Origin of the sequence: Paraburkholderia lebeckiae, from assembly GCF_014201005.1 — a bacterium.
GTDB lineage: Bacteria > Pseudomonadota > Gammaproteobacteria > Burkholderiales > Burkholderiaceae > Paraburkholderia > Paraburkholderia tuberum.
Genome location: NZ_JACHDK010000003.1, coordinates 90,735 through 112,392, shown reverse-complemented (window position 1 = coordinate 112,392; position 21,658 = coordinate 90,735). Strand labels below are relative to the sequence as shown.

Annotated in this window: 14 protein-coding genes; 6 read left to right on the top strand and 8 right to left on the bottom strand. The window is 64.1% G+C overall.

Going from position 1 to position 21,658, the window contains the following annotated elements; all coding sequences use genetic code 11:
* Positions 1–23: 23 nt before the first annotated feature.
* Together HDG39_RS06990 and HDG39_RS06985 are read right to left on the bottom strand one after the other, a co-directional pair.
* Complete coding sequence (locus HDG39_RS06990; protein ID WP_311665908.1) at positions 24–2,666, bottom strand: heavy metal translocating P-type ATPase; 2,643 nt, start codon at positions 2,664–2,666, stop codon at positions 24–26.
* Positions 2,667–2,761: 95 nt separating this feature from the next.
* On the bottom strand, positions 2,762–3,409 hold the full coding sequence (locus HDG39_RS06985; RefSeq protein ID WP_184004367.1) for an FMN-binding negative transcriptional regulator: 648 nt from the start codon (positions 3,407–3,409) through the stop codon (positions 2,762–2,764).
* Positions 3,410–3,753: 344 nt separating this feature from the next.
* Between HDG39_RS06985 and HDG39_RS06980 the strand changes: the two genes are divergently transcribed.
* Positions 3,754–5,172: a DUF1254 domain-containing protein gene (locus tag HDG39_RS06980; RefSeq protein ID WP_184004366.1), complete on the top strand. Its 1,419-nt coding sequence runs from the start codon at positions 3,754–3,756 to the stop codon at positions 5,170–5,172.
* 213 nt (positions 5,173–5,385) lie between these two features.
* Positions 5,386–9,156, top strand: coding sequence for a DUF748 domain-containing protein (locus HDG39_RS06975; RefSeq protein WP_184004364.1), 3,771 nt, complete (start codon positions 5,386–5,388; stop codon positions 9,154–9,156).
* 143 nt (positions 9,157–9,299) lie between these two features.
* Here the strand turns inward: HDG39_RS06975 and acnA are convergent, their stop codons facing one another.
* The 6 genes from acnA to HDG39_RS06945 form a co-directional block, all read right to left on the bottom strand.
* Positions 9,300–12,014 (bottom strand): aconitate hydratase AcnA, encoded by a 2,715-nt coding sequence (acnA, locus tag HDG39_RS06970; RefSeq protein WP_184004362.1) that lies wholly within the window; start codon positions 12,012–12,014, stop codon positions 9,300–9,302.
* A gap of 42 nt (positions 12,015–12,056) precedes the next feature.
* Positions 12,057–13,508, bottom strand: a complete 1,452-nt coding sequence (locus HDG39_RS06965; RefSeq protein ID WP_184004360.1) for a bifunctional 2-methylcitrate dehydratase/aconitate hydratase — start codon at positions 13,506–13,508, stop codon at positions 12,057–12,059.
* A gap of 24 nt (positions 13,509–13,532) precedes the next feature.
* Positions 13,533–14,045 carry a hypothetical protein gene (locus HDG39_RS06960; RefSeq protein ID WP_184004358.1) on the bottom strand — a complete coding sequence of 171 codons (513 nt, stop codon included), beginning with the start codon at positions 14,043–14,045 and terminating at the stop codon, positions 13,533–13,535.
* A 101-nt stretch (positions 14,046–14,146) separates the two neighbouring features.
* A complete protein-coding gene (gene prpC, locus HDG39_RS06955) occupies positions 14,147–15,334 on the bottom strand; it encodes a bifunctional 2-methylcitrate synthase/citrate synthase (RefSeq protein WP_184004356.1) in 1,188 nt (395 codons plus the stop codon).
* 54 nt (positions 15,335–15,388) lie between these two features.
* A complete protein-coding gene (locus HDG39_RS06950; protein ID WP_184005200.1) occupies positions 15,389–16,405 on the bottom strand; it encodes an HpcH/HpaI aldolase/citrate lyase family protein in 1,017 nt (338 codons plus the stop codon).
* A gap of 191 nt (positions 16,406–16,596) precedes the next feature.
* Entirely contained in the window at positions 16,597–17,580 is a 984-nt protein-coding gene (locus HDG39_RS06945; RefSeq protein ID WP_090808272.1) for a malate dehydrogenase, read from the bottom strand.
* 540 nt (positions 17,581–18,120) lie between these two features.
* Between HDG39_RS06945 and HDG39_RS06940 the strand changes: the two genes are divergently transcribed.
* The 4 genes from HDG39_RS06940 (at position 18,121) to sdhA (ending at position 21,647) form a co-directional block, all read left to right on the top strand.
* On the top strand, positions 18,121–18,921 hold the full coding sequence (locus tag HDG39_RS06940; RefSeq protein ID WP_184004354.1) for a GntR family transcriptional regulator: 801 nt from the start codon (positions 18,121–18,123) through the stop codon (positions 18,919–18,921).
* Positions 18,922–19,078: 157 nt separating this feature from the next.
* Complete coding sequence (gene sdhC / locus HDG39_RS06935; RefSeq protein ID WP_018424112.1) at positions 19,079–19,495, top strand: succinate dehydrogenase, cytochrome b556 subunit; 417 nt, start codon at positions 19,079–19,081, stop codon at positions 19,493–19,495.
* A gap of 3 nt (positions 19,496–19,498) precedes the next feature.
* On the top strand, positions 19,499–19,867 hold the full coding sequence (gene sdhD / locus HDG39_RS06930) for a succinate dehydrogenase, hydrophobic membrane anchor protein (protein ID WP_018424113.1): 369 nt from the start codon (positions 19,499–19,501) through the stop codon (positions 19,865–19,867).
* Positions 19,868–19,871: 4 nt separating this feature from the next.
* Entirely contained in the window at positions 19,872–21,647 is a 1,776-nt protein-coding gene (sdhA, locus tag HDG39_RS06925) for a succinate dehydrogenase flavoprotein subunit (protein WP_184004352.1), read from the top strand.
* Positions 21,648–21,658 lie beyond the last annotated feature (11 nt).

The window sequence follows — 21,658 nt, the reverse complement described above, 5'->3', positions numbered from 1 at the left end:
TGCCGAAGGTGTTGCTGCGTTGCTCAGCGCACCCGATCGACGGTTCGGCCGGGCGCGCTTCGCCACGTCCGCAGCAACAACGCATTGGTGACGACGCTGACGCTCGAAAACGCCATCGCCGCGCCCGCAAGCATCGGATTCAGCAAGCCGAAGGCGGCCAGCGGAATGCCGACCAGGTTGTAGACGAATGCCCAGAACAGGTTCTGCTGGATCTTGCGCCACGTTCTGCGCGAGATGTCGATCGCGTCGGCGACGAGCGCCGGGTCGCCGCGCATCAGCGTGATGCCGGCGGCGTGCATGGCGACGTCGGTGCCGCTCGCCATCGCGATGCCGATGTCGGCGGCGGCGAGCGCGGGCGCGTCGTTGATGCCGTCGCCCGCCATCGCGACGATGCCGGCGTGGCGCATCTTCAGGTCGCGGATCACGCGGGCCTTGTCGTCGGGCAGCACCTCGGCGTGGAATTCGTCGATGCCGAGCGCCCGCGCGACGCTCGCCGCACTGCCGCGGTTGTCGCCAGTCACGAGCACGCTGCGGATGCCCATCTGCGCGAGCCGCTTGACGGCCGCGCGCGCGGTCGGCTTCACCGTGTCGCCGAACGCGATCAGCGCGAGCACTTCGGGGGCGTGAGGCGCGCGCGTCATCAGCCACGACACCGTGTTGCCCGCCGCTTCGAGTTCCTGCGCGCGCGTGGCAAGCGCGGTCGGCAGCGCGATGCCGAGCTCGCGCAGCCAGCGCGTGCTGCCGAGGGCGAGCGTGCGGCCGTCGACGTCGGCTTCGACGCCCCTGCCGGCGACGGCGCGAGCGGCGGCGGCGCTTGGCCCGCCCTCGTGTTCGCCGGCCATTTGCCCGAGCTGAGCCTCGTGCGCGCGCATCACCGCCCGCGCGAGCGGATGATCGCTATGCCGCTGCACCGCCGCCGCGAGCGCGAGCGCTTGGTCGCGGCTCGAGCCGCCGATCGGCTCGAACGCCGTTACCGATGGTTGGCCGAGCGTCAGCGTGCCGGTTTTGTCGAACGCGACGATCGACACGCGATGCGCGATTTCCAGCGCTTCCGCGTCCTTGATCAGCACGCCGTGGCGCGCGGCGACGCCGGTGCCGGCCATGATCGCGGCGGGCGTCGCGAGGCCGAGCGCGCACGGGCAGGCGATCACCAACACCGCGACCGCGTTCAGGATCGCGGTTTCCGCGCCCGCGCCGGCGAGCAGCCAGCCGATCAGCGTCAGCGCGGCGAGCGCGAGAATCGCCGGCACGAAGACTTCGCTGACGCGGTCGACGAGCCGCTGGATTGGCGCCTTCTCGGCCTGCGCGCTTTCGACGAGCCGGATGATGCGCGCGAGTGTCGTCTCCGCGCCGATTGCGGTGGTCGTCACCACGAGCGCGCCTTCGCCGTTGATCGAGCCGGCCGTGACGGCGTCGCCGGTCTGTTTCGGCACCGGTAGGCTTTCGCCGGTGATCAGCGCTTCGTCGATATGCGTGCGGCCTTCGAGCACCGCGCCGTCGACCGGTACGCGCTCGCCCGGCCGCACGATCACGACGGTGCCGACCCGCACCTGCGCGAGCGGCACCTCGCGTTCGCCGGCGCCGTCGCGGATGCGCGCGCGCTCGGGGCGCAGCGCGTTGAGCGCGCGGATCGCGTCGGTGGTCTGGCGCTTGGCGCGCGCCTCGAGCCACTTGCCGAAGCGCACCAGCGTGATCACGACCGCCGATGCCTCGAAGTACAGATGCATCGTGTCGCCCGGATGCATCGCGAGTTCGTACACGCTGATGCCGTACGCCGCCGATGTGCCGAGCGCGACCAGCAGGTCCATGTTGCCCGCGCCGGCGCGCACCGCGCGCCAGGCTGCCCGATAGAAGCGCGCGCCGAATATGAACTGCACGATCGACGCGAGCACGAATTGCAGCCAGGCTGGCAGCATCGCGTGGAGGCCGAACCATTCACCGAACATCGGTGCGACTAGCGGCAGCGTCAGCAGCGCGGACGCAACGACGCTCGCGAGGTCGCGGCGGGTTTGAATCCGCTTGCGGTCGACGACGGGGGCGTGGGTCGTGTCGAGGATGTCGCGTTCGTCGCCGGACGCGGCGATAGCTGCCGTTGTCTCGGCTGGAGCGGCAGCAGCGGGCGGCGCGCTCAACGTCGCTTCGTAGCCAGCTTTCCTGACGGCTGCGAGCAGCGCGCCGGTAACGGCGGATGCGCTGCCTTGCGGATGAACGGTGGCGGTTTCGGTCGCCAGATTGACCGACGCGCGCGCGACCCCAGACACCTTCGCCAGCGCTTTTTCGACGCGCAACGCGCAGGCTGCGCAGGTCATGCCGCCGATCTCCAGTTCAATGCTTCCCGGGGCGGCGGCGGGTGTCGCGGTTTGCGTCGCGCTTGGCGCGGCAAGCTCGGCGTTCGCGACCGGCGTCGCTTCGTATCCGGCCTTGCGCACGGCATCGGCCAGTTGCTGAGGCCCGAGCGTCGCGTCGCTTTCCACGCGGACGCGCTCGGTCGCGAGATTCACCGACGCGCGCGCCACTCCCGGCAGCTTGGTCAGTGCTTTTTCGACGCGGCTCGCGCACGACGCGCAAGTCATCCCGCCGACGTCGAGTTCGACGACGCGCATGGGCGAAGAAGAAGCAGAAGCGGCAGCGTCGGCGGGGCGCTGCGGGTTGGTAAGTGCGGTCATGGCAGGCGAGGCTCGTGGCGGCATTGGGCCGCATCGTGGATCCAGTATCGACCTTCCCATGACGGGAAGGTCAAGGCCGGATTATGCGGCCGCCGTCAGAACGCCGGCGGCGCATCGAGCATCGCCTGTCCCACCGCCTTCTGTTGATCGCCGTCGCGCGCGAGCAGCGTTTGCGCGGCGCCGCGCCGGTCTTCGGCCGCCTTGTTCTGCCCGAGCTTCCATTTGCCGACGAGCCGCGTTACCTCGATCTCGATACCGACGATCGCGCCGAGCATCTGCGCGATGTAGTCGGCGGGCGCGTCGCCCATCTTCCATGGCACCGGCTCGCCGGCCTCCATCTCGCGCGTGAGTCGCGCGACGAGACCGCGCACGAACGATTCATCGTCATGCACCACGATCCTGCCATGTGCATGCACGACCATATAGTTGTAGGTCGGCACCTGCTTGTGCGTTTCGTGTTTGCTCGGATACCAGCTCGGGGAAATATAAGCGGTCGGCCCCTGGAAGATCACGAGCGCTTCGGGATGGGTCGCGGCTTCCTGCCAGACGGGGTTCGCCCGCGCGACGTGCGCGCGCAGCACCAGACGTGACGAATCCGCCGCATCCGCCTGCGCCTCGAACGGCAGATGATTCGCATCGAGCCCGTTGGGGCCGTGCGTAATCAGCGCGCCGAACGGGTGCTCGGCGATCAGGCGATGAAGAACCTCTGGACGGTTCTCTTCGAAATGGGCGGGCATGTACATTGAAGTATTCCGAATGCAGGACGACGAAAGAGTGGAGGCGAACGGCCAAGCTTGCGGTTCGACGAATGCGCGAATCGAAAAAGCGTGGCGCGCTCGCGCGAGCCGTTGGCGCGGGAACATAATGTGGCGGCGACGTCGATTGTCACATCGGTGACGCGCCTGCGCGCTGTCAGCCGCAATTCCGTGCTTTGTGCTTGCCTGGCTAGCAAGGATACGATACAACGCGATGTTGTCGGAATCGCAATCCGCGGACTCGCTGCGCAGTGTTTCGGGAGAACTGCGCATGCACCAGGCGCTGCACACCGGCATCCCCCATAGGACCGCACGTTCCGCACTCTGAACGAATGACAAAAAATCTCCGAGAACTGTTTTTGCTTCAACGAACCTGCGCGTCGCTCGCGGGTCTCGCACTGCTGGCCAGCTGTGCGTCGACCCCCACCGCGACGCAACAACGCACCGGCTGGATCAAGGACGAAGTCGCCGACTCCTACGTATTCGGCTATCCGCTCGTGCTGATGAGTGCCGCGCGCGATGCGGCGGTTGGCACCGAGCCGGGTCAGGCGCCTTTCAACACGCTGCGTCACGCGCAGGCGCGGCCGCCGATCGGCGCGACCAATCCGCCGCAGCCGAGCCTCGACACGCTCGGCTCGACCGGCTGGCTCGACCTTGCCGCCGAGCCGGTGATCCTGGCGCTACCTGATTCGCATGGCCGTTACGTCGATGCGCGGGTGCTCGACATGTGGACCAACGTCGCGTGGTCGACGGGGCCGCAGTTCGCCGCGGGCATGGGCACCGCGAAGAGCTTGCGCGCGCAGACGATCGCGTTCGTCGCACCGGGCTGGAAGGGCGAGCTGCCGAAGGGCGCACAGCGCGTCGAAGTGCCGACGCGCAACGCATGGATCAGCGTGCGCATCCAGTCGAACGGCGCGCGCGATCTGAACGCGGTGCGCAAGCTGCAGCACGCGGTCCGTCTGGAGCCGCTGAGCGTGTTCGTCGGCGACGCGGAGCCGGCGGTGCCGCCGCGCGGTTACGCAAGCGGCGTCGCGGGCCCGAGCGGCACGCCGGCGCAGCAGGTCGCCGCGCTCGACGCGAGCGGCTTCTTCGGCCGTCTCGCCGACGCGTTGCCTGACAATCCGCCGACACCGGCCGATCCGCACGCGCTCAAATTTCTCGCCGACCTCGGCGTGACGCCGGGCGATCCTGTGAAGCTGCCGAAGTCATCCGATGCGCTCGCGGCCGGTCTCGCCGACGGTCGCAATCGTGTCGCGACGCCGCCGTCGAATCTGCTGAGCGCGAACGGCTGGAGCTGGTTCGGCGATACCGTCGGCAACTACGGTCCCGACTATGGGTTGCGCGCGTATGCGGCGAGCACACAGTTGGGCCTCGGTACGAAGGACGACGAAGTACGCGCGTTGGTCACGCAGGACAGCGACGGCAACGCGCTGAACGGCGCGAATCGCTATGTGATCCACTTCGCGGCGAACCAGCTGCCGCCGGTGCGCGGTTTCTGGACGATCACCGCGTATAAGAAGGATGGCGCGCTGGGCGAGAACGCGCCGGCGCGGCTCGCGGTTGGCGATCGCAATGGCGCGCGCCGCAATCGCGATGGTTCGCTCGACGTGGTCGTGTCGTCGACGCGCAGCCGGACCGGTAACTGGCTGCCCGCACCGCGCGCGGACATGCAACTGGTGCTGCGCCTGTATGCGCCGAAGCCGCAAGCCACCGACGGCAGCTGGCAGCCACCGCCGGTCGTGCGGCAATGATGTGAACGGCGCGCGGGCAAACCGCGCGCCGTCCGGTTTCGTTATCTAACGCTCGCGAAAATCTCGTTCGCGGGAAAGCCAGTCAGTCAGCAGCACGAATCGTCAAGGCGGGCCTGACATTCCTGTCTAACCATTGGTTCACGCCTTATACTGCCGCTTGCGGGATCTCTGTTTTTCGCGGCGGGCTTGCCGCCGCATTCCTCCACATCGAGCATGGCAAGCCTCAATAAAGCATCGTTAGCCTCCTCCATACAGACCGTGCGCGCAGTCGCGCAGTCGCGCCGTACGCGACGGATTCTCGTCGGTCTGCTGATCTTCGTCGTCGTGTTCGGCCTGCTCGGCTTTTTCGCAGCGCCTCCGCTGATTCGCCACATCGCGAGCCAGCAACTGAGCAAGCAGCTTGACCGGCCGGCGTCGATCGGCCGCATCTCGCTCAATCCGTACACACTGCGTTTCGAGGCCGACAACGTGCACATCGGCGAGCGCGGCGGCGCGGGCGACTTCGTCGATATTTCGCGCCTCATCGTGAAGCCATCGTGGAGTTCGCTGTTTCGCGGCGCGCCCATCGTCGACGAAGTGCAGGTCGATTCGCCGCGCTTTCATATCGTTCGCCTCGATGCGCAGCACTTCAATTTCAGCGACCTGATCGAGAAATTCGCGAATCAGCCGGCAAAACCGAATAGCAAGCCGACGCAGTTCTCTGTCTCCAACATTCGCGTCGAAAACGGCCAGATCAGGTTCGACGACCGGCTGCTCGGCACGAGCCACGTGATCGATCAATGGAAGCTCGGCATTCCGTTCATCGCGACGCTGCCATCGAAGACCGATATCTTCGTCGAGCCGCTGCTGCGCGCACGCATCGACGGCGACAGTCAGCTCGCGATCGACGGCAGGACCAAGCCGTTCGCGGCATCGCGCGAGTCGGAAGTGTCGCTGCGCTTCGACGAGTTCGACGTGCCGAAGCTGGTGTCTTACGCGCCGTCGAAGCTGCCGGTGATCGTGCAGTCGGGCAAGCTGTCCACCGACCTGAAGCTGAACTTCGAGATGTCGAACGACACGCCGTCGCTGCGCGTCGCCGGCACCGTCGATCTGAACGACGTCAACGTGCAGGATCAGGGCAAGGCGCCGTTTTTCGCGGCGCGCGCCGTGCATGTGGCGGCGGCATCGCTCGAACCGTTGAAGAGCATCTATCACTTCGACGATATCCGCATCGACGCGCCGAGCGCGAGCCTCGCGCGCGACAAGGACGGCGTGTTGAGCGTCGAGCATATGTTCGCGCCCGCGCCGGAAAAAACCACGGCAAAGGAAACCGCGGACGCGAATGCCAACGCCAAAACCGCCGCCGCCGAAAAGGCGGCCCCGCCGTTCGACGTCGCGATCAAACGTTTCACACTCAACGACGGCACCGTGAACGTACACGACGAAGCCGTGTCGCATCCGGTAGAAGCCGGGCTGCAAAACCTCGCGGTTACGCTGACCGATTTCTCGACGCTCGCGTCAGCGCCAGCGCACTACACGCTGAACACGAACCTGAAGAACATTGGCGGTTCGCTCGCCGCCGATGGCACGGTCGGCCTCGCGGCGAAGACGGCGAGCGCGAAGCTCGATCTGAAGTCGCTGAAGCTGCCGCCGTTGCAGCCGTATCTGGATACCGCGACGTCCGCGCAGGTGCTCGACGGCGCGTTGTCCGCGACGACGAAGATCGACGCGAACTGGTCGAAGTCGCCGATGGCGCTGACGGTCGCGGACACGCACCTGGACATGCAGGCGGTGAAGCTCGCGGCGCGCGGCGGCAAGACGCCGGTGATCTCGCTCGCGCAGGGCAACGTGGTAGTCAAACAGGTCGACGTCGCGGCGCGCACGGCCGACGTGACGAGCGTAGACGTAACCGGTCTCGCGGTAGACGCGCAGCGCCTGAAGGACGGCACCATCAATCTGAATGCGCTCGCGGGGGCGCATCAACAGGCGACGGAGCGCACGGCGATCCACGCGGCGAAACAGGCGCACGCGGAAGGCCCCGCATGGCACTACAAGATCGCCGAATTGACACTCAAAGACGCGACCGCCGATTTCACCGACAACACGACGCCGCAGCCGGTCAAACTGAGCTTTACGCCGGTGCAGCTGAAGGTGCAGAAGATCAGCGACGACTTGAGCCGTCCGCTGCCGGTAGACCTGCAAGCGACGTTGAACAAGAAGGGCACGCTTGCCGTGAAGGGCGACGTGACCGCGACGCCGCTGAAGCTGGCTGTCAAGATCAACGCGAACCGGCTCGACGCGGCCGCGTTCGAGCCGTACTTCGGCAACAAGCTGAACGCGGCGCTCGCGAGCGCGCTGCTGAACGCGAACGGGGATCTCGCGGTCGCGCAGGCGAAGTCGCTGAAAGCGAACTATCACGGCGACATGGCGCTCGTCGACGTGCGCATGCTCGACAAGGCGACGTCGAACCCGTTCGCGGGCTGGGGCTCGCTCGCGCTGTCGAACCTGAAGGCCGATTACGACGAGCACGGCACCGTGGTCGACGCAAGCCGCGTGACGTTCTCGAAGTTCTATGGGCGTGTGCTGCTCGACGCGCAAGGTAAGCTGAACCTGAAGGATGTGGTCGCGCACGAGGGCGGTACGGCGCAGTCGCTGACGCGCGACAAGAGCGGCTCGCACCCGATTCCGCTGACGCCCGAGGCGGTGTCCGAGGCAGTCGCGGCGCCGGCGCCGGTCGCGGCATCTGCCGCAACGCCCGGCAAGCCTGCCGCCACGGCCGTCGCCAGTGCCACGGCCGCGAGGCCGCCAGCAAACCCGGTCAAGATGCACTTCGGGCAACTGGTGTTGCAGCAGGGCCGCGTGACCTATACCGACAACTTCGTCAAACCGAACTACACGGCGAACCTCGTCGCCATTCAGGGCACGATCGGCGCGTTCGGTACGGAATCGACGACGCCCGCGCCGGTCGACGTGGCCGCGAAGCTCGCGGCCAACGGTCCGCTGACGATCCGCGGCACCATCAATCCGCTGATCGCGAAACCGGCGCTCGATCTGACCGCGAGCGCGCACGACATCGAGCTGACCAACCTGACGCCGTATTCGGCGAAATACGCGGGCTATCCGATCACGAAGGGCAAACTCAACGTCGATCTGCATTACAAGCTCGAGAACGACCTGCTGAACGCGAACAATCACCTGTTCATCGATCAGCTCACCTTCGGCGATCACATCGACAACGACACCGCGACCAAACTGCCGGTGCGTTTCGCGATCTCGCTGCTGAAGAACTCGCGCGGCGAGATCGACGTGAACCTGCCAGTGTCGGGCTCGTTGTCGAACCCCGAGTTCAGCATCGGCGGGCTGATCTGGCATGCGGTGCTCAATCTGCTCGAAAAGGCGGTGACCGCGCCGTTCTCGCTGATCGCGCACGCGTTCGGCGGCAATGGGGAGGACCTCGGTTACGTCGAATTCGAGGCCGGCTCGGCGACGCTCACCGATGCCGACAAGCAGAAACTCGACACGATCGTGAAGGCACTCACCGACAAGCCGTCGATCCGCATGGACCTGATCGGACGCGTCGATCCGAAGGTCGACGAGCCGGCGCTGCGCACGCAGTACGTCGATCAGATGGTCAAGCGGCAGAAGATCAAGGATACGGTGGGTAATGGTGAGAGCGTCGATCCATCGACGGTCACGGTCGATCAGAAAGACTACGACAAATATCTGACCAAGGCCTACAAGTCCTCCGACTTCAAGAAGCCGCACAACTTCATCGGCATGACGAAGACGCTGCCCGACGACGACATGAAGGGCGCGCTCGCGGCCAACGCACCGATCGACGACGCGAGCTTGCGGCAACTCGCGCAGCGGCGCGCGCAGAGTGTGCAGCAGTACCTGGAAGGCAAGATCGACAGAAGCCGCGTGTTTATCGTCGCGCCGAAGATGAATGCCGACGACATCAAGGACAAGGGTGCGACGACGCGGGTCGATTTCGGCTTGAAGTGACGCAGGAGTCGCGGCGCACGAGCCGTGCCGTTCGGCGAGCCGATAAAAAAAGCCCGACCTGAGGTCGGGCTTCAAAGTCGGCTGCGCCCTCCACAGGACGCAGCCCCTGCAAAACAGCGAGGCTGTATGCGTTGCCGCGTGGCTTAAGCAGCCAGCAGCGAGCGCAGCACGAACGGCAGAATCCCGCCGTGCTTGTAGTAGTCGACTTCGATCGGCGTGTCGATACGCAGCAGCACCGGAACACGCTTGTCGCCGTCCTTGCCGTGGATCACGAGCGTGACTTCCTGTTGCGGCTTGAAGTCGTCGCCGAGGCCTTCGATGTCGTACGTTTCTTCGCCGGTGATGCCGAGCGACTGCACGCTATCCGAGCCCTTGAACTGCAGTGGCAGAACGCCCATGCCGACCAGGTTCGAACGATGGATCCGCTCGAAGCTGCGTGCGACCACAGCCTTCACGCCCAGCAGTTGCGTGCCCTTGGCCGCCCAGTCGCGCGACGAGCCCGTGCCGTACTCTTCGCCCGCGAACACGACGGTCGGCGTATCGGCGTCGATGTACTTCATCGCTGCGTCATAGATGGACAGCTGTTCGCCGCTCGGCTGATGAATCGTCAGGCCGCCTTCGACGCGCGAGCCGTCCGCCTTCACCGGGATCATCAGGTTCTTGATACGGACGTTCGCGAACGTGCCGCGCATCATCACGTCGTGGTTACCGCGCCGCGAGCCGTAGCTGTTGAAGTCGGCCTTTTGCACGCCGTTTTCCTTCAGCCAGCGGCCTGCCGGCGAGTCTTCCTTGATCGAGCCTGCCGGGCTGATGTGGTCGGTCGTGACCGAGTCACCGAAGATGCCCAACGCGCGTGCGCCCTTGACCGGTGGGATGCTGGAAGCCGGCGTCATCGAGAAGTCCTTGCCGAAGAACGGCGGCTCGGCGATGTAGGTCGACTTCGGCCAGTCGTAGACCTGACCTTCTTCGCCCTCGATCTTGCTCCACAGGTCGCCCTTCTTCGTGAGCTGCGAGTAGTTCTTGCGGAACGCGTCGGCATCCATCGCGTACTTCAGCAGCGCGTTGACTTCTTCGCTGCTCGGCCAGATGTCGCCGAGGTAGATGTCCTTGCCGCCCTTGCCCTTGCCGACCGGCTCGGTCATCAGGTCGCGCGTGATGTTGCCGGCGATCGCGTATGCCACGACGAGCGGCGGCGACGCGAGGAAGTTCGCGCGGATGTTCGGGTGGATACGCGCTTCGAAGTTACGGTTGCCCGACAGCACCGCTGCCGCGACGATGTCGTTCTTCGTGATCGCGTCGTTCAGTTCCGGCGTCAGGTCGCCCGCGTTGCCGATACAGGTCGTGCAGCCGTAAGCGGCCAGCGTGAAGCCGAGCTTGTCGAGGTACTTCAGCAGGTCGGTCTTCGTCAGATACTCGGTGACGATACGCGATCCCGGCGCCAGCGACGTCTTGATGTGGGGAGCGACCGTCAGGCCAGCTTCGACCGCCTTCTTCGCAAGCAGACCGGCGGCCAGCAGCACGCTCGGGTTCGACGTGTTCGTGCACGACGTGATCGCGGCGATCAGCACGTCGCCGTTCTTGACGTCGACGCCGTTGCTGGTCGTGTATTGCGCGTCGAGATCGGCGGCCTTCTTCGCAAAGCCGTTTTCGGCGACCGGCTTCGAGAACAGGTCGGTGAAGGTCGACTTCACGTGGCCGATCTCGATGCGGTCCTGCGGACGCTTCGGGCCTGCCAGCGACGGCGCGACCGTCGCGAGATCCAGCGTGACGACCTTCGTGTAATCGATATCGCCTTCGCCCGGAATGCCGAACAGCTCCTGCGCCTTGAAGTAGTTCTCGAACGCCGCGATTTCCGCGTCCGTGCGGCCGGTGCCGCGGAAGAAGTCGATGGTCTTTTCGTCGACCGGGAAGAAGCCCATCGTTGCGCCGTATTCCGGCGCCATGTTGCCGATCGTCGCGCGGTCCGGCACCGACAGCGAGCGCGTGCCTTTGCCGAAGAACTCGACGAACTTGCCGACGACCTTCTCCTTGCGCAGCAGTTCGGTGATCGTCAGCACGAGGTCGGTCGCCGTCACGCCTTCGATCAGCTTGCCCTTCAGGTGCACACCGACGACGTCCGGCGTCAGGAAGTACACCGGCTGGCCAAGCATGCCTGCTTCGGCTTCGATACCGCCCACGCCCCAGCCGACCACCCCGATGCCGTTGATCATCGTCGTGTGGCTGTCCGTGCCGACCAGCGAATCCGGGTAGTACACGGTGTCCGCGCCGTCGGCCTTCTTGTGCACGCCGCGCGCGAGGTATTCGAGGTTCACCTGGTGAACGATGCCGACGCCCGGCGGCACGACCTTGAACGTGTCGAACGCCTGCATGCCCCACTTCATGAACTGATAGCGCTCGTTGTTGCGCTGGAATTCCAGCTTCATGTTCAGGTCGAGCGCGTTCTTCTCGCGGAAGTGGTCGATCTGCACCGAGTGGTCGACGACCAGATCGACCGGCACCAGCGGCTCGATCGACTTCGGGTTCTTGCCGACGGCCTTCGCGACGCCGCGCATCGCGGCGATGTCGGCGAGCAGGGGCACGCCGGTGAAGTCCTGCAGCACGACGCGCGACACGACGAACGGAATTTCGTCGACGCGCGCCGCGGTCGGCTTCCAGTTCGCGAGTTGCGTGACATGTTCTTCGGCGATTTTCTTGCCGTCGTAGTTGCGCAGCACCGATTCCAGCACGATACGGATCGAGACCGGCAGGCGGTCGATCTTGAGGTTTAGAGCCTTGCCGAGTTGCGGCAGGGAGTAGAACTTGCCTTTGCCGGAACCGCTGTCGAATTCCTTGAGCGTTTTGTGGAGGTTGTGGGCCATGGTGTTTTCCTTGGTTTGGATCGCGGAACTACAGTACTCAACCTAGATGACGTACAGATCGACGTATTCATTGACCGGCGTCGCTTCGAGCTTGGCCTGGTCGAGCGATACCTCGAGAATCGCCCGTTGTTGCTTGACCGGAAAGCGCCGCGCGAGGTTGGTCTTGAACTTCTCGACCAGCAACGGAATACCGTCTTCACGACGGCGCTTATGACCGATCGGGTATTCGACTACGACTTCATCGAACTTCGACCCGTCGTTGAATTCGATCGTCAGTGCGTTGGCGATCGAACGCTTCTCCGGGTCGTGATAGTCCTTCGTGAACTGTGGGTCTTCGACGCATTCCATCTCCGCGCGCAATGCATCGATACGCGAGTCCTGCGCGACTGAATCTTCGTAATCGGCAGCCGTCAGACGGCCGAAAATCAGCGGCACCGAGATCATGTACTGGATGCAATGATCACGGTCAGCCGGATTGTTCAGCGGACCTTTTTTATCGATGATGCGAATCGCCGCTTCGTGCGTGCGGATCGTGATGCGGCGAATGTCTTCGACGCGCCGGCCCTGCGCGGCGAGCTGCACGTGCAGCGCGAGCGCGGCTTCTACGGCGGTTTGCGCGTGGAACTCGGCCGGAAACGAGATTTTGAACAGCACGTTTTCCATCACGTACGAGCCGTACGGACGCTGGAACCGGAACGCGTTGCCGTTGAACAGCACGTCGTAGAAGCCCCACGTTTTCGCGCTGAGCACCGACGGATAGCCCATCTCGCCGGTCTTCGAGATCAGCGCGAGGCGCACGGCGCGCGAGGTCGCGTCGCCGGCGGCCCACGATTTGCGCGAACCGGTGTTCGGCGCATGACGGTAGGTGCGCAGCGCCTGCCCATCGACGAGCGCCTGCGATACCGCGTTGATCAGCTCGTCGCGCGTAAGGCCGATCAGCTGACCGACCACCGCGGTCGACGCGAGCTTGACGAGCAGCACATGATCGAGCCCGACCTTGTTGAACGAGTTCTCAAGCGCGATGCAGCCTTGAATTTCGTGCGCCTTGATCATGGCGATCAGGACGTCTTTCATCGTCAGCGGCGCTTTGCCGGCTGCGATGGCGGTGCGCGAGAGCCAGTCGGCCGTAGCGAGAATACCACCGAGGTTATCGGACGGATGGCCCCATTCGGCGGCGAGCCAGGTGTCGTTGAAATCGAGCCAGCGAATCATCGCGCCGATGTTGAAGGCGGCCTGGACCGGGTCCAGCTGGAACGACGTACCCGGCACCTTCGCGCCGTTGGGGACGATCGTGCCTGCCACGATCGGTCCCATCAGCTTGGTGCAGGCTGGGTAGGTAAGCGCTTCGAGTCCGCAACCGAGCGTGTCGATCAGGCAATGACGCGCGGTTTCCAGCGCGAGCGCGCTGTCGATCCGGTAATCCAGCACGTAGTCGACGATCTCGACCAGGACGGCGTCCGGGGCGGGTCGTACGTTGGAGATCGGGGCGGACATCGGGGGCTTCCCTGGCGGCGAAAATCAGTTGCCGGTCTTGTTGATCGCGTTCGATTGCGTTGCAGCCGGCGCGCCCTGTTCCATGGCGACCGTCTTGCACTCGTCGGCGAGACGCGAGCTGTCCTTGTCCTGGAACAGCATGGCCTTCGTCGGGATCACGACGAGGTCCATACCCGACGCTGCATCGTGGAAGCGGTCGGCGCCCGTCGTGGTCGCTTCGCGCGGCAGGTTGTAGTTCTTGTTCGCCCAGTGAACCACGACGATCTGGTCGCGCTTCATGTCGCCTTTCATTTCGAAAGCAAGGCCGTCCTTGCACGCCCACTTTTCAGCGCCTTCCGGGATCGGATCGACCTTCGCTTCCTTCTCCGGATTCGGCTTGCGCTTGATCAGGCGGCGCGGCTCCGGGCGCTTCGCGACGGCCTTGGTGGCCGGCTTCTTCGTGGTAGTGGCCGTGTCCGCAGCGGTGGCGTCAGTCGCGACGGTCAGCATCGTCGTGGACAGGGCGCCAATCATGGCGGCGATCATCAGCTTTTTCATGGAGAAAACCTTTCTATCAAAATCAGTTAAACAGTGCGCGGACGACCGGTCCGGCGGCCGCGCGGGTTGAACTGCACGCGCTGTGGAGCGCGCAGCGATCGTTATTTTCTCCTATTTAGCGGCACGTACTTTAAATTCTCGGGTCCGGTGTAATTCGCGCTCGGGCGGATGATCTTGTTGTCGACGCGCTGTTCGATGATGTGCGCGCTCCATCCTGCCGTACGCGAGATCACGAACAGCGGCGTGAACATCGCGGTTGGCACGCCCATCATGTGATACGACACCGCGCTGAACCAGTCGAGGTTCGGGAAAATCTTCTTTGCGTCCCACATCACCGATTCGAGCCGTTCGGCGATCGAGAACAGTTTCGTGTTGCCCGCTTCCTTCGACAGCTTCTTCGCGACTTCCTTGATGATCTTGTTGCGCGGGTCCGAGATCGTGTACACCGGATGACCAAAGCCGATCACGACTTCCTTGTTCTCGACGCGGCGGCGGATGTCGGCTTCGGCTTCGTCAGGCGTCTGGTAGCGCGACTGGATTTCGAACGCGGCTTCATTGGCGCCGCCGTGTTTCGGGCCGCGCAGCGCGCCGATCGCGCCGGTGACCGCCGAGTACATGTCCGAGCCCGTGCCCGCGATCACGCGGCCGGTGAACGTCGACGCGTTGAACTCGTGCTCCGCGTACAGGTTCAGCGACACGTGCATCGCATCGACCCACGCCTTCGACGGCTCGACGCCGTGCAGCAGATGCAGGAAATGCCCGCCGATCGAATCGTCGTCGGTTTCGACCTCGATGCGCTTGCCGTTGTGCGAGTAGTGATACCAGTACAGCAGCATCGAGCCGAGCGAGGCCATCAGCTTGTCGGCGATATCGCGCGCGCCGGGCAGGTTGTGATCGTCTTTCTCCGGCAGCACGGTGCCGAGCACCGACACGCCGGTGCGCATCACGTCCATCGGATGCGCGGCGGCCGGAATCCATTCGAGCGCGGCTTTCACGTTGGCGGGCAGGCCGCGCATCGACTTCAGCTTCGTCTTGTACGCGGTCAGTTCGGCCTGCGTCGGCAGCTTGCCGTGGACCAGCAGATAAGCGATCTCCTCGAATTCGCACGCCTCGGCGATGTCGAGAATGTCATAGCCGCGATAGTGCAGATCGTTGCCGGTCTTGCCGACCGTGCACAGCGCGGTGTTGCCCGCGGTCACGCCCGACAGCGCGACGGATTTTTTCGGTTTGAAGCCGCTTTGCGTTTCGTTGCCGCCGGTTGCGCCAGCGGCTTGCGTCGTCTCGCTCATGTTCCGCCTTCTCCTGTGTGCCGGCTCATCGCTGCCGTTTGAAAAACGCGTCGCTTATGCCACCGACTGTCGGTTGGCGCCCACTTGCAAAAAAAGCGGCGCCGCTTCTTGTGGAACAGCGCGGCCGGTGGTTTGCGCGCGGCGCAGCACCGACCAGTAATAGCGGTAGCTCGCGCGGTCGTGCAGCGTATCGCCGTGACGCGTCGGGCCCCAATGCGCGGACTGCGCGGCCAGCAGGATTTCGGTGGCCGTCGCGATTTCTTCGTCGCGCGGGGCGAACGCGGCGACGATCGCCTCGATCTGCGCGGGGTGGATGCTCCACATGCGCGTGTAGCCGAACTCGTTGCGGGCGCGCTGTGCGTCGTTCGCGACCACGCTCATGTCGCGCACTTCGGTGGTGACGTTGTGCGACGGCACCTTGCCGAACGCATGGCAGGCCGCCGAAATCTCGAGCTTCGCGCGCCGCACGAGTGGATGATCGAATTGGCCCGGCGAGCGCATCGCGGTATCGGGGATCGCGCCGTCGTGCGCGGAGACGAAGTCCATCAGGCCGAAGCTCAGCGCCTCGACGCCGGGCAGCGCGGCGAGTTCGAACACACGCGTAAGCGCGCCGTGGGTTTCGACCAGCAACTGCACCGGCACCGGCTGCGCGAGGCTGAGCTCGCGTCGCGTCGCCTCGATGAACGCGATCATTTCGGCGGCGTCGTGGACGTTGCGGATTTTCGGCAGCGTGATGTAAGCGGGTGCTCGCTTTGCGGCGCGCAGAATGAGGCGTACGTCGTCGCGCCAGTGCGCGTGAGCGAAGTCGTGGATGCGCACGCCGACGCGGCCGAAGCGGTCATGCTCGCTGCCCAGTAGCGATGCGACCAGTTCCGCGTGCTCGGCCTCGCGGCCGACCTGCGCGCCGTCTTCGCAATCGAGCGTGAGATCGAACACCGGGCCGAGTTGCCGCTGTAACGCGAGCGACTTCAGCATCAGCTTTTCGCTGCCCGCGTAGTGATCGCAGGCAGGCAGCACAGCGGGCGGCGCTTCGCCCTCGAACAGCACTTCGGCGGGTGTGAGAACGCGCATCTTCGGCGTGTGGGGCGTGGTGAGGATCAAGGATGTCGGATTCGGGCGTGCTCTGCACGAGTGCGGTCGGGCAACGGCAAAGCACGTTCGAATCAGAGGCGAATGGCGATGATCGCACGGCCATTCACACGAAAAAAACCGGAACCCGCCGCGCTGACGCTTCGGAGTTCCGGTTGATCGGCATCAGATGCTTAGCCGAGCAGGTGCTGAACGCCGTCGCGCTCTTCCAGCAGTTCCTGCAGCGTGCCGTCCATCTTTTCGCGCGAGAACGCGTCGATTGCCAGACCTTCGACGCGCTTGTACTCGCCGTTTTCGCAGGTCACGGGCACGCCGTAGATGATGTCTTCAGGGATGCCGTACGAGCCGTCCGACGGGATGCCCATCGTGACCCACTTGCCGTTCGTGCCGAGCACCCAGTCACGCACGTGGTCGATTGCAGCGTTAGCCGCCGATGCCGCCGACGACAGGCCGCGCGCTTCGATGATCGCCGCGCCGCGCTTGCCGACGGTCGGGATGAACGTGTTGCGGTTCCATTCTTCGTCGTTGATCAGCTTGGTCAGGTCCTGACCTTCAGCCGTTGCAACGCGGAAGTCCGGGTACATGGTCGGCGAGTGGTTGCCCCACACTGCGAGCTTTTCGATCGACGCGACCGGCTTGCCCGACTTGGCGGCCAGTTGCGACAGCGCGCGGTTGTGGTCCAGACGCAGCATCGCGGTGAAGTTCTTCTTCGGCAGATCCGGCGCCGACTTCATGGCGATGTATGCATTCGTGTTGGCTGGGTTGCCGACCACCAGAACCTTCACGTCGCGGCTGGCGACGTCGTTCAGCGCTTTGCCCTGAACCGTGAAGATTTCGGCGTTGGCCGACAGCAGATCCTTGCGCTCCATACCCTTCGAACGCGGACGCGCGCCGACGAGCAGTGCAATGTCTGCGTCCTTGAACGCGACCTTCGGGTCGTCCGTGATCACGACGCCCGACAGCAGCGGGAATGCGCAATCATCCAGTTCCATCACGACGCCTTTGACGGCGGCTTGCGCTTGCGGCAGATCGAGCAGTTGCAGGATCACCGGCTGGTCCTTGCCGAGCAGGTCGCCATTGGCGATGCGGAATAGCAGGGAGTAAGCGATTTGACCTGCGGCGCCGGTGACGGCAACGCGCTTTGCGGGCTTAGCCATTGAGAAATCTCCAGGACGATGCGTTAGACGCTAGGGAAAACGCCATTCTATATGCGCGTTCAGCGAAGCGTGATGAAACACGGCGGAATTCACTGTTCGCGTGCGGGCTCGGAATTGGCGAGACCGGGCGGCGCGTTGGGGCAAGACCGCCGTGCCGGAAAGCTGTACTGCCGGAGCGGGAGGGGATGGCCCAGGGCTTACGCCGGGCCGGGGCCGCAACTGCACGGTGCGGGCTCCTGCAAACAGCGCGTTTCGGCAAGCGTCGGGCCAGCGGGTGCAACACGGAGACAGCGCGCGAATGCAACGGATGGCGGCGAATCGAAACCTGGACTGCGTAGGGGGCAGCATGGTGCAGAGTGGCTGCCGGAGCGTCGCGGCACTGCATCAAACCGCCGCCGAAAAATCCCGCAAACCCTTGCTCGACAAGGAGTGTAGGAGTCGAAACAGACAAAGTCAACAGTATCTTATGTCTTATATAAGACACATCTATCGCGGGGAAAACCCTAGACGTGCCCCAGCCCTTTATGATGAAATGCGCGCATGAATTCGAACCCGGCGAATCCTGTGAACCCGAACGGCCAGGGGGCCGCCGGCGAAGATGTATCCGCTGTTTCCGCTGCGGCGTCGCCTACCTTCAGCCCCTTATATCAGCAGATCAAGGGCTTGATTACGCAGAGCCTCGAAAGTGGCGAATGGAAGCCAGGCGAGATCATTCCTAGTGAAGTCGAACTGGCCGCGCGTTTCAAGGTGAGTCAGGGTACGGTGCGCAAGGCGATCGACGAACTCGCCGCCGACAACCTGCTGGTGCGCCGCCAGGGCAAGGGCACGTTCGTTGCGACGCACAACGAAGAGCGCGCGCAGTTCCGTTTCCTGAGATTGCTCGCCGACGACGGTGTCGAGCATCCGCACGTGAGCCGTCTGCTCGAATGCCGGCGGCTGCGCGCATCGGCGGAAATCGCGCGGCAGCTCGATCTGAAGCCGGCCGATCCGGTCGTGCTGATCAAGCGTTTGCTGCAGTTCGACGGCGAAGTCACCGTGCTCGACGAAATCTGGCTGCCCGGCGTCGTGTTCCGCGGGCTCACGCTCGAGCGGCTGTCGGAGTACAAGGGTCCCCTCTACGCGATGTTCGAGACGGAATTCGGCACCCGCATGATTCGCGCGACGGAAAAAATCCGCGCGGTCGCGGCGGAGCCTGCCGTGGCGGACCTGCTGCATGTGCCGGCGGGTTTTCCGTTGCTCTCGGTCGAACGCGTGTCCTATACCTATGGGGACCGGCCGGTCGAAGTCCGGCGAGGTTGGTATGTCACAACCGGGTATTACTATCAGAACGATCTGAGCTGAATCGGGCTGAAACGAGGCGCGGCGTCCCACACGCGTGCCAATCGGAAGGCGCTTTCAATGCGCGCGCGGCAAAGGACCCAGCGTGGTTTTCGCTGCAGCGCGATATAAAAAGGCGCTAAAATCGCGGATTAGTGTGACTACATAGTAGGGGTCTAGCATGGCAGAAGCCGTAAAAAAACCGAGGCCGGAATTCCGGAACATCGGTATTGGGCAAATACTGACGGCATACCGTCTCCCGCTGGCGGGGCGCGTGTCGATTCTGCATCGCGTGAGCGGTGCCTTGTTGTTTCTCTTTCTTCCGTTTCTGCTGTTCCTCTTCGATCAGAGCCTGACTTCCGAACTGAGCTTCGAAGTCTTCAAGGGCTTCCTCTCCAATATCATCGTCAAGCTGATCACGCTCGTTCTCGCGTGGGCTTTCCTGTTCCACTTCTGCGCCGGCGTCCGTCACCTCGTGATGGATACGAATCATGATGCCGTGTCGAAAGAGAAGGGCAAATCGACCTCCATCGTGGTGATCGTCGTCTCGTCGCTGCTTACCATCGCATTCGCGGCAAAACTGTTCGGAGCATTCTAAAAAATGTCAGCCAATAACCGAATCGGTTCGAAGCGTCTCGTCGTCGGCGCGCATTACGGTCTGCGCGACTGGCTCGCGCAACGCGTCACCGCCTGCGTGATGGCGGTGTACACGGTGATTCTGCTCGCGTGGTTCTTCCTCGCGCACGACTTTTCGTACGACGGCTGGGCGTCGATCTTCGCGACGCAGTGGATGAAGCTCGCCACGTTCGTCACGCTTCTCTCGCTGTTCTACCACGCTTGGGTGGGTATGCGCGACATCTGGATGGATTACGTGAAGCCCGTTGGCACGCGTCTCGTCCTGCAGGCGCTGACGATCCTCTGGCTGCTCGCATGTGCGGGCTACGCTGCGCAGATTCTCTGGAGAGTATAAAAGCATGGTTGCAATCAAGAATTCTCTGCCGCGTCGCCGCTTCGACGTGGTCATCGTCGGCGCGGGCGGTTCGGGGATGCGCGCGTCGCTGCAACTGGCGCGCGCCGGTCTGTCGGTCTGCGTGCTGTCCAAAGTGTTCCCGACGCGTTCGCACACGGTCGCTGCCCAGGGCGGCATCGGCGCTTCGCTCGGCAACATGAGCGAAGACAACTGGCACTATCACTTCTACGACACGATCAAGGGCTCCGACTGGCTCGGCGACCAGGATGCGATCGAGTTCATGTGCCGTGAAGCACCGAACGCCGTCTACGAACTCGAACACTTCGGCATGCCGTTCGACCGTAACGCGGACGGCACGATCTATCAGCGCCCGTTCGGCGGCCACACTGCGAATTACGGCGAAAAGCCGGTGCAACGCGCCTGCGCGGCGGCTGACCGTACCGGTCACGCGCTGCTGCACACGCTGTACCAGCAGAACGTTGCTGCCAAGACGCAATTCTTCGTCGAATGGATGGCGCTGGACCTGATCCGCGACGCCGACGGCGACGTGCTCGGCGTGACCGCGCTGGAAATGGAAACCGGCGACGTCTACATTCTCGAGGGCAAGACCACGCTGTTCGCCACGGGCGGCGCGGGCCGGATCTTCGCGGCATCGACCAACGCATTCATCAACACCGGTGACGGCCTCGGCATGGCGGCCCGTTCGGGCATCGCGCTGCAGGACATGGAATTCTGGCAATTCCACCCGACCGGCGTGGCCGGCGCGGGCGTGCTGATCACCGAAGGCGTGCGCGGCGAAGGCGGTATTCTGCGTAACTCGAACGGCGAACGCTTCATGGAGCGCTATGCGCCGACGCTGAAGGATCTGGCGCCGCGCGACTTCGTTTCGCGTTCCATGGACCAGGAAATCAAGGAAGGCCGCGGCGTGGGTCCGAACAAGGATCACGTGCTGCTCGACTTGTCGCACATCGGCGCCGAGACGATCATGAAGCGTCTGCCGTCGATCCGCGAAATCGCGCTGAAGTTCGCGAACGTCGACTGCATTAAAGAGCCGATTCCGGTCGTGCCGACCATCCACTACCAGATGGGCGGTATTCCGACGAACATCAACGGCCAGGTCGTCGGTACGCCGCGCGGCCCCGAAGAAGTCGTCAACGGCTTCTACGCAGTGGGCGAATGCTCGTGCGTGTCGGTGCACGGCGCGAACCGTCTCGGCACGAACTCGCTGCTCGACCTCGTGGTGTTCGGCCGCGCTGCCGGCAACCACATCGTCAAGCACGTGAAGGAACTGAAGGAACACAAGCCGCTGCCGGCCGATGCAGCCGACTTCGCGCTGTCGCGTCTGGCGAAGCTCGATAACTCGTCGTCGGGCGAGTACGCGCAGTCGGTCGCGAACGACATCCGCGGCACGATGCAGAAGCACGCTGGCGTGTTCCGTACGTCGGCACTGCTGGCCGAAGGCGTCGAGGCCATCCGTGAAGTGGCGGCACGCGTCGACAACATCCATCTGAAGGACAAGTCGAAGGTCTTCAACACGGCCCGTATCGAAGCGCTCGAAGTGGCGAACCTGATCGAAGTGGCGCGCGCCACGATGGTCTCCGCCGAAGCGCGCAAGGAAAGCCGTGGCGCGCACGCGCAAAACGACTTCGAACATCGCGACGACGAAAACTGGCTGCGCCATACGTTGTGGTTCAGCGAAGGCGATCGCCTCGACTACAAGCCGGTTCACATGAAGCCGCTGACCGTCGAATCGGTTCCGCCGAAAGCGCGTACCTTCTAAGGCACAAGTCA

Bases quoted from the DNA above. Each gene is read 5' to 3' on its own strand.
- sdhC (WP_018424112.1), top strand. From the start codon at position 19,079: ATGGCAGAAGCCGTAAAAAAACCGAGGCCGGAATTCCGGAACATCGGT.
- HDG39_RS06965 (WP_184004360.1), bottom strand. From the start codon at position 13,508: ATGTCCGCCCCGATCTCCAACGTACGACCCGCCCCGGACGCCGTCCTG.
- sdhD (WP_018424113.1), top strand. From the start codon at position 19,499: ATGTCAGCCAATAACCGAATCGGTTCGAAGCGTCTCGTCGTCGGCGCG.
- HDG39_RS06945 (WP_090808272.1), bottom strand. From the start codon at position 17,580: ATGGCTAAGCCCGCAAAGCGCGTTGCCGTCACCGGCGCCGCAGGTCAA.
- HDG39_RS06980 (WP_184004366.1), top strand. From the start codon at position 3,754: ATGACAAAAAATCTCCGAGAACTGTTTTTGCTTCAACGAACCTGCGCG.
- HDG39_RS06975 (WP_184004364.1), top strand. From the start codon at position 5,386: ATGGCAAGCCTCAATAAAGCATCGTTAGCCTCCTCCATACAGACCGTG.
- HDG39_RS06960 (WP_184004358.1), bottom strand. From the start codon at position 14,045: ATGAAAAAGCTGATGATCGCCGCCATGATTGGCGCCCTGTCCACGACG.
- HDG39_RS06940 (WP_184004354.1), top strand. From the start codon at position 18,121: ATGAATTCGAACCCGGCGAATCCTGTGAACCCGAACGGCCAGGGGGCC.
- HDG39_RS06990 (WP_311665908.1), bottom strand. From the start codon at position 2,666: ATGACCGCACTTACCAACCCGCAGCGCCCCGCCGACGCTGCCGCTTCT.
- prpC (WP_184004356.1), bottom strand. From the start codon at position 15,334: ATGAGCGAGACGACGCAAGCCGCTGGCGCAACCGGCGGCAACGAAACG.
- HDG39_RS06985 (WP_184004367.1), bottom strand. From the start codon at position 3,409: ATGTACATGCCCGCCCATTTCGAAGAGAACCGTCCAGAGGTTCTTCAT.
- HDG39_RS06950 (WP_184005200.1), bottom strand. From the start codon at position 16,405: ATGCGCGTTCTCACACCCGCCGAAGTGCTGTTCGAGGGCGAAGCGCCG.
- sdhA (WP_184004352.1), top strand. From the start codon at position 19,872: ATGGTTGCAATCAAGAATTCTCTGCCGCGTCGCCGCTTCGACGTGGTC.
- acnA (WP_184004362.1), bottom strand. From the start codon at position 12,014: ATGGCCCACAACCTCCACAAAACGCTCAAGGAATTCGACAGCGGTTCC.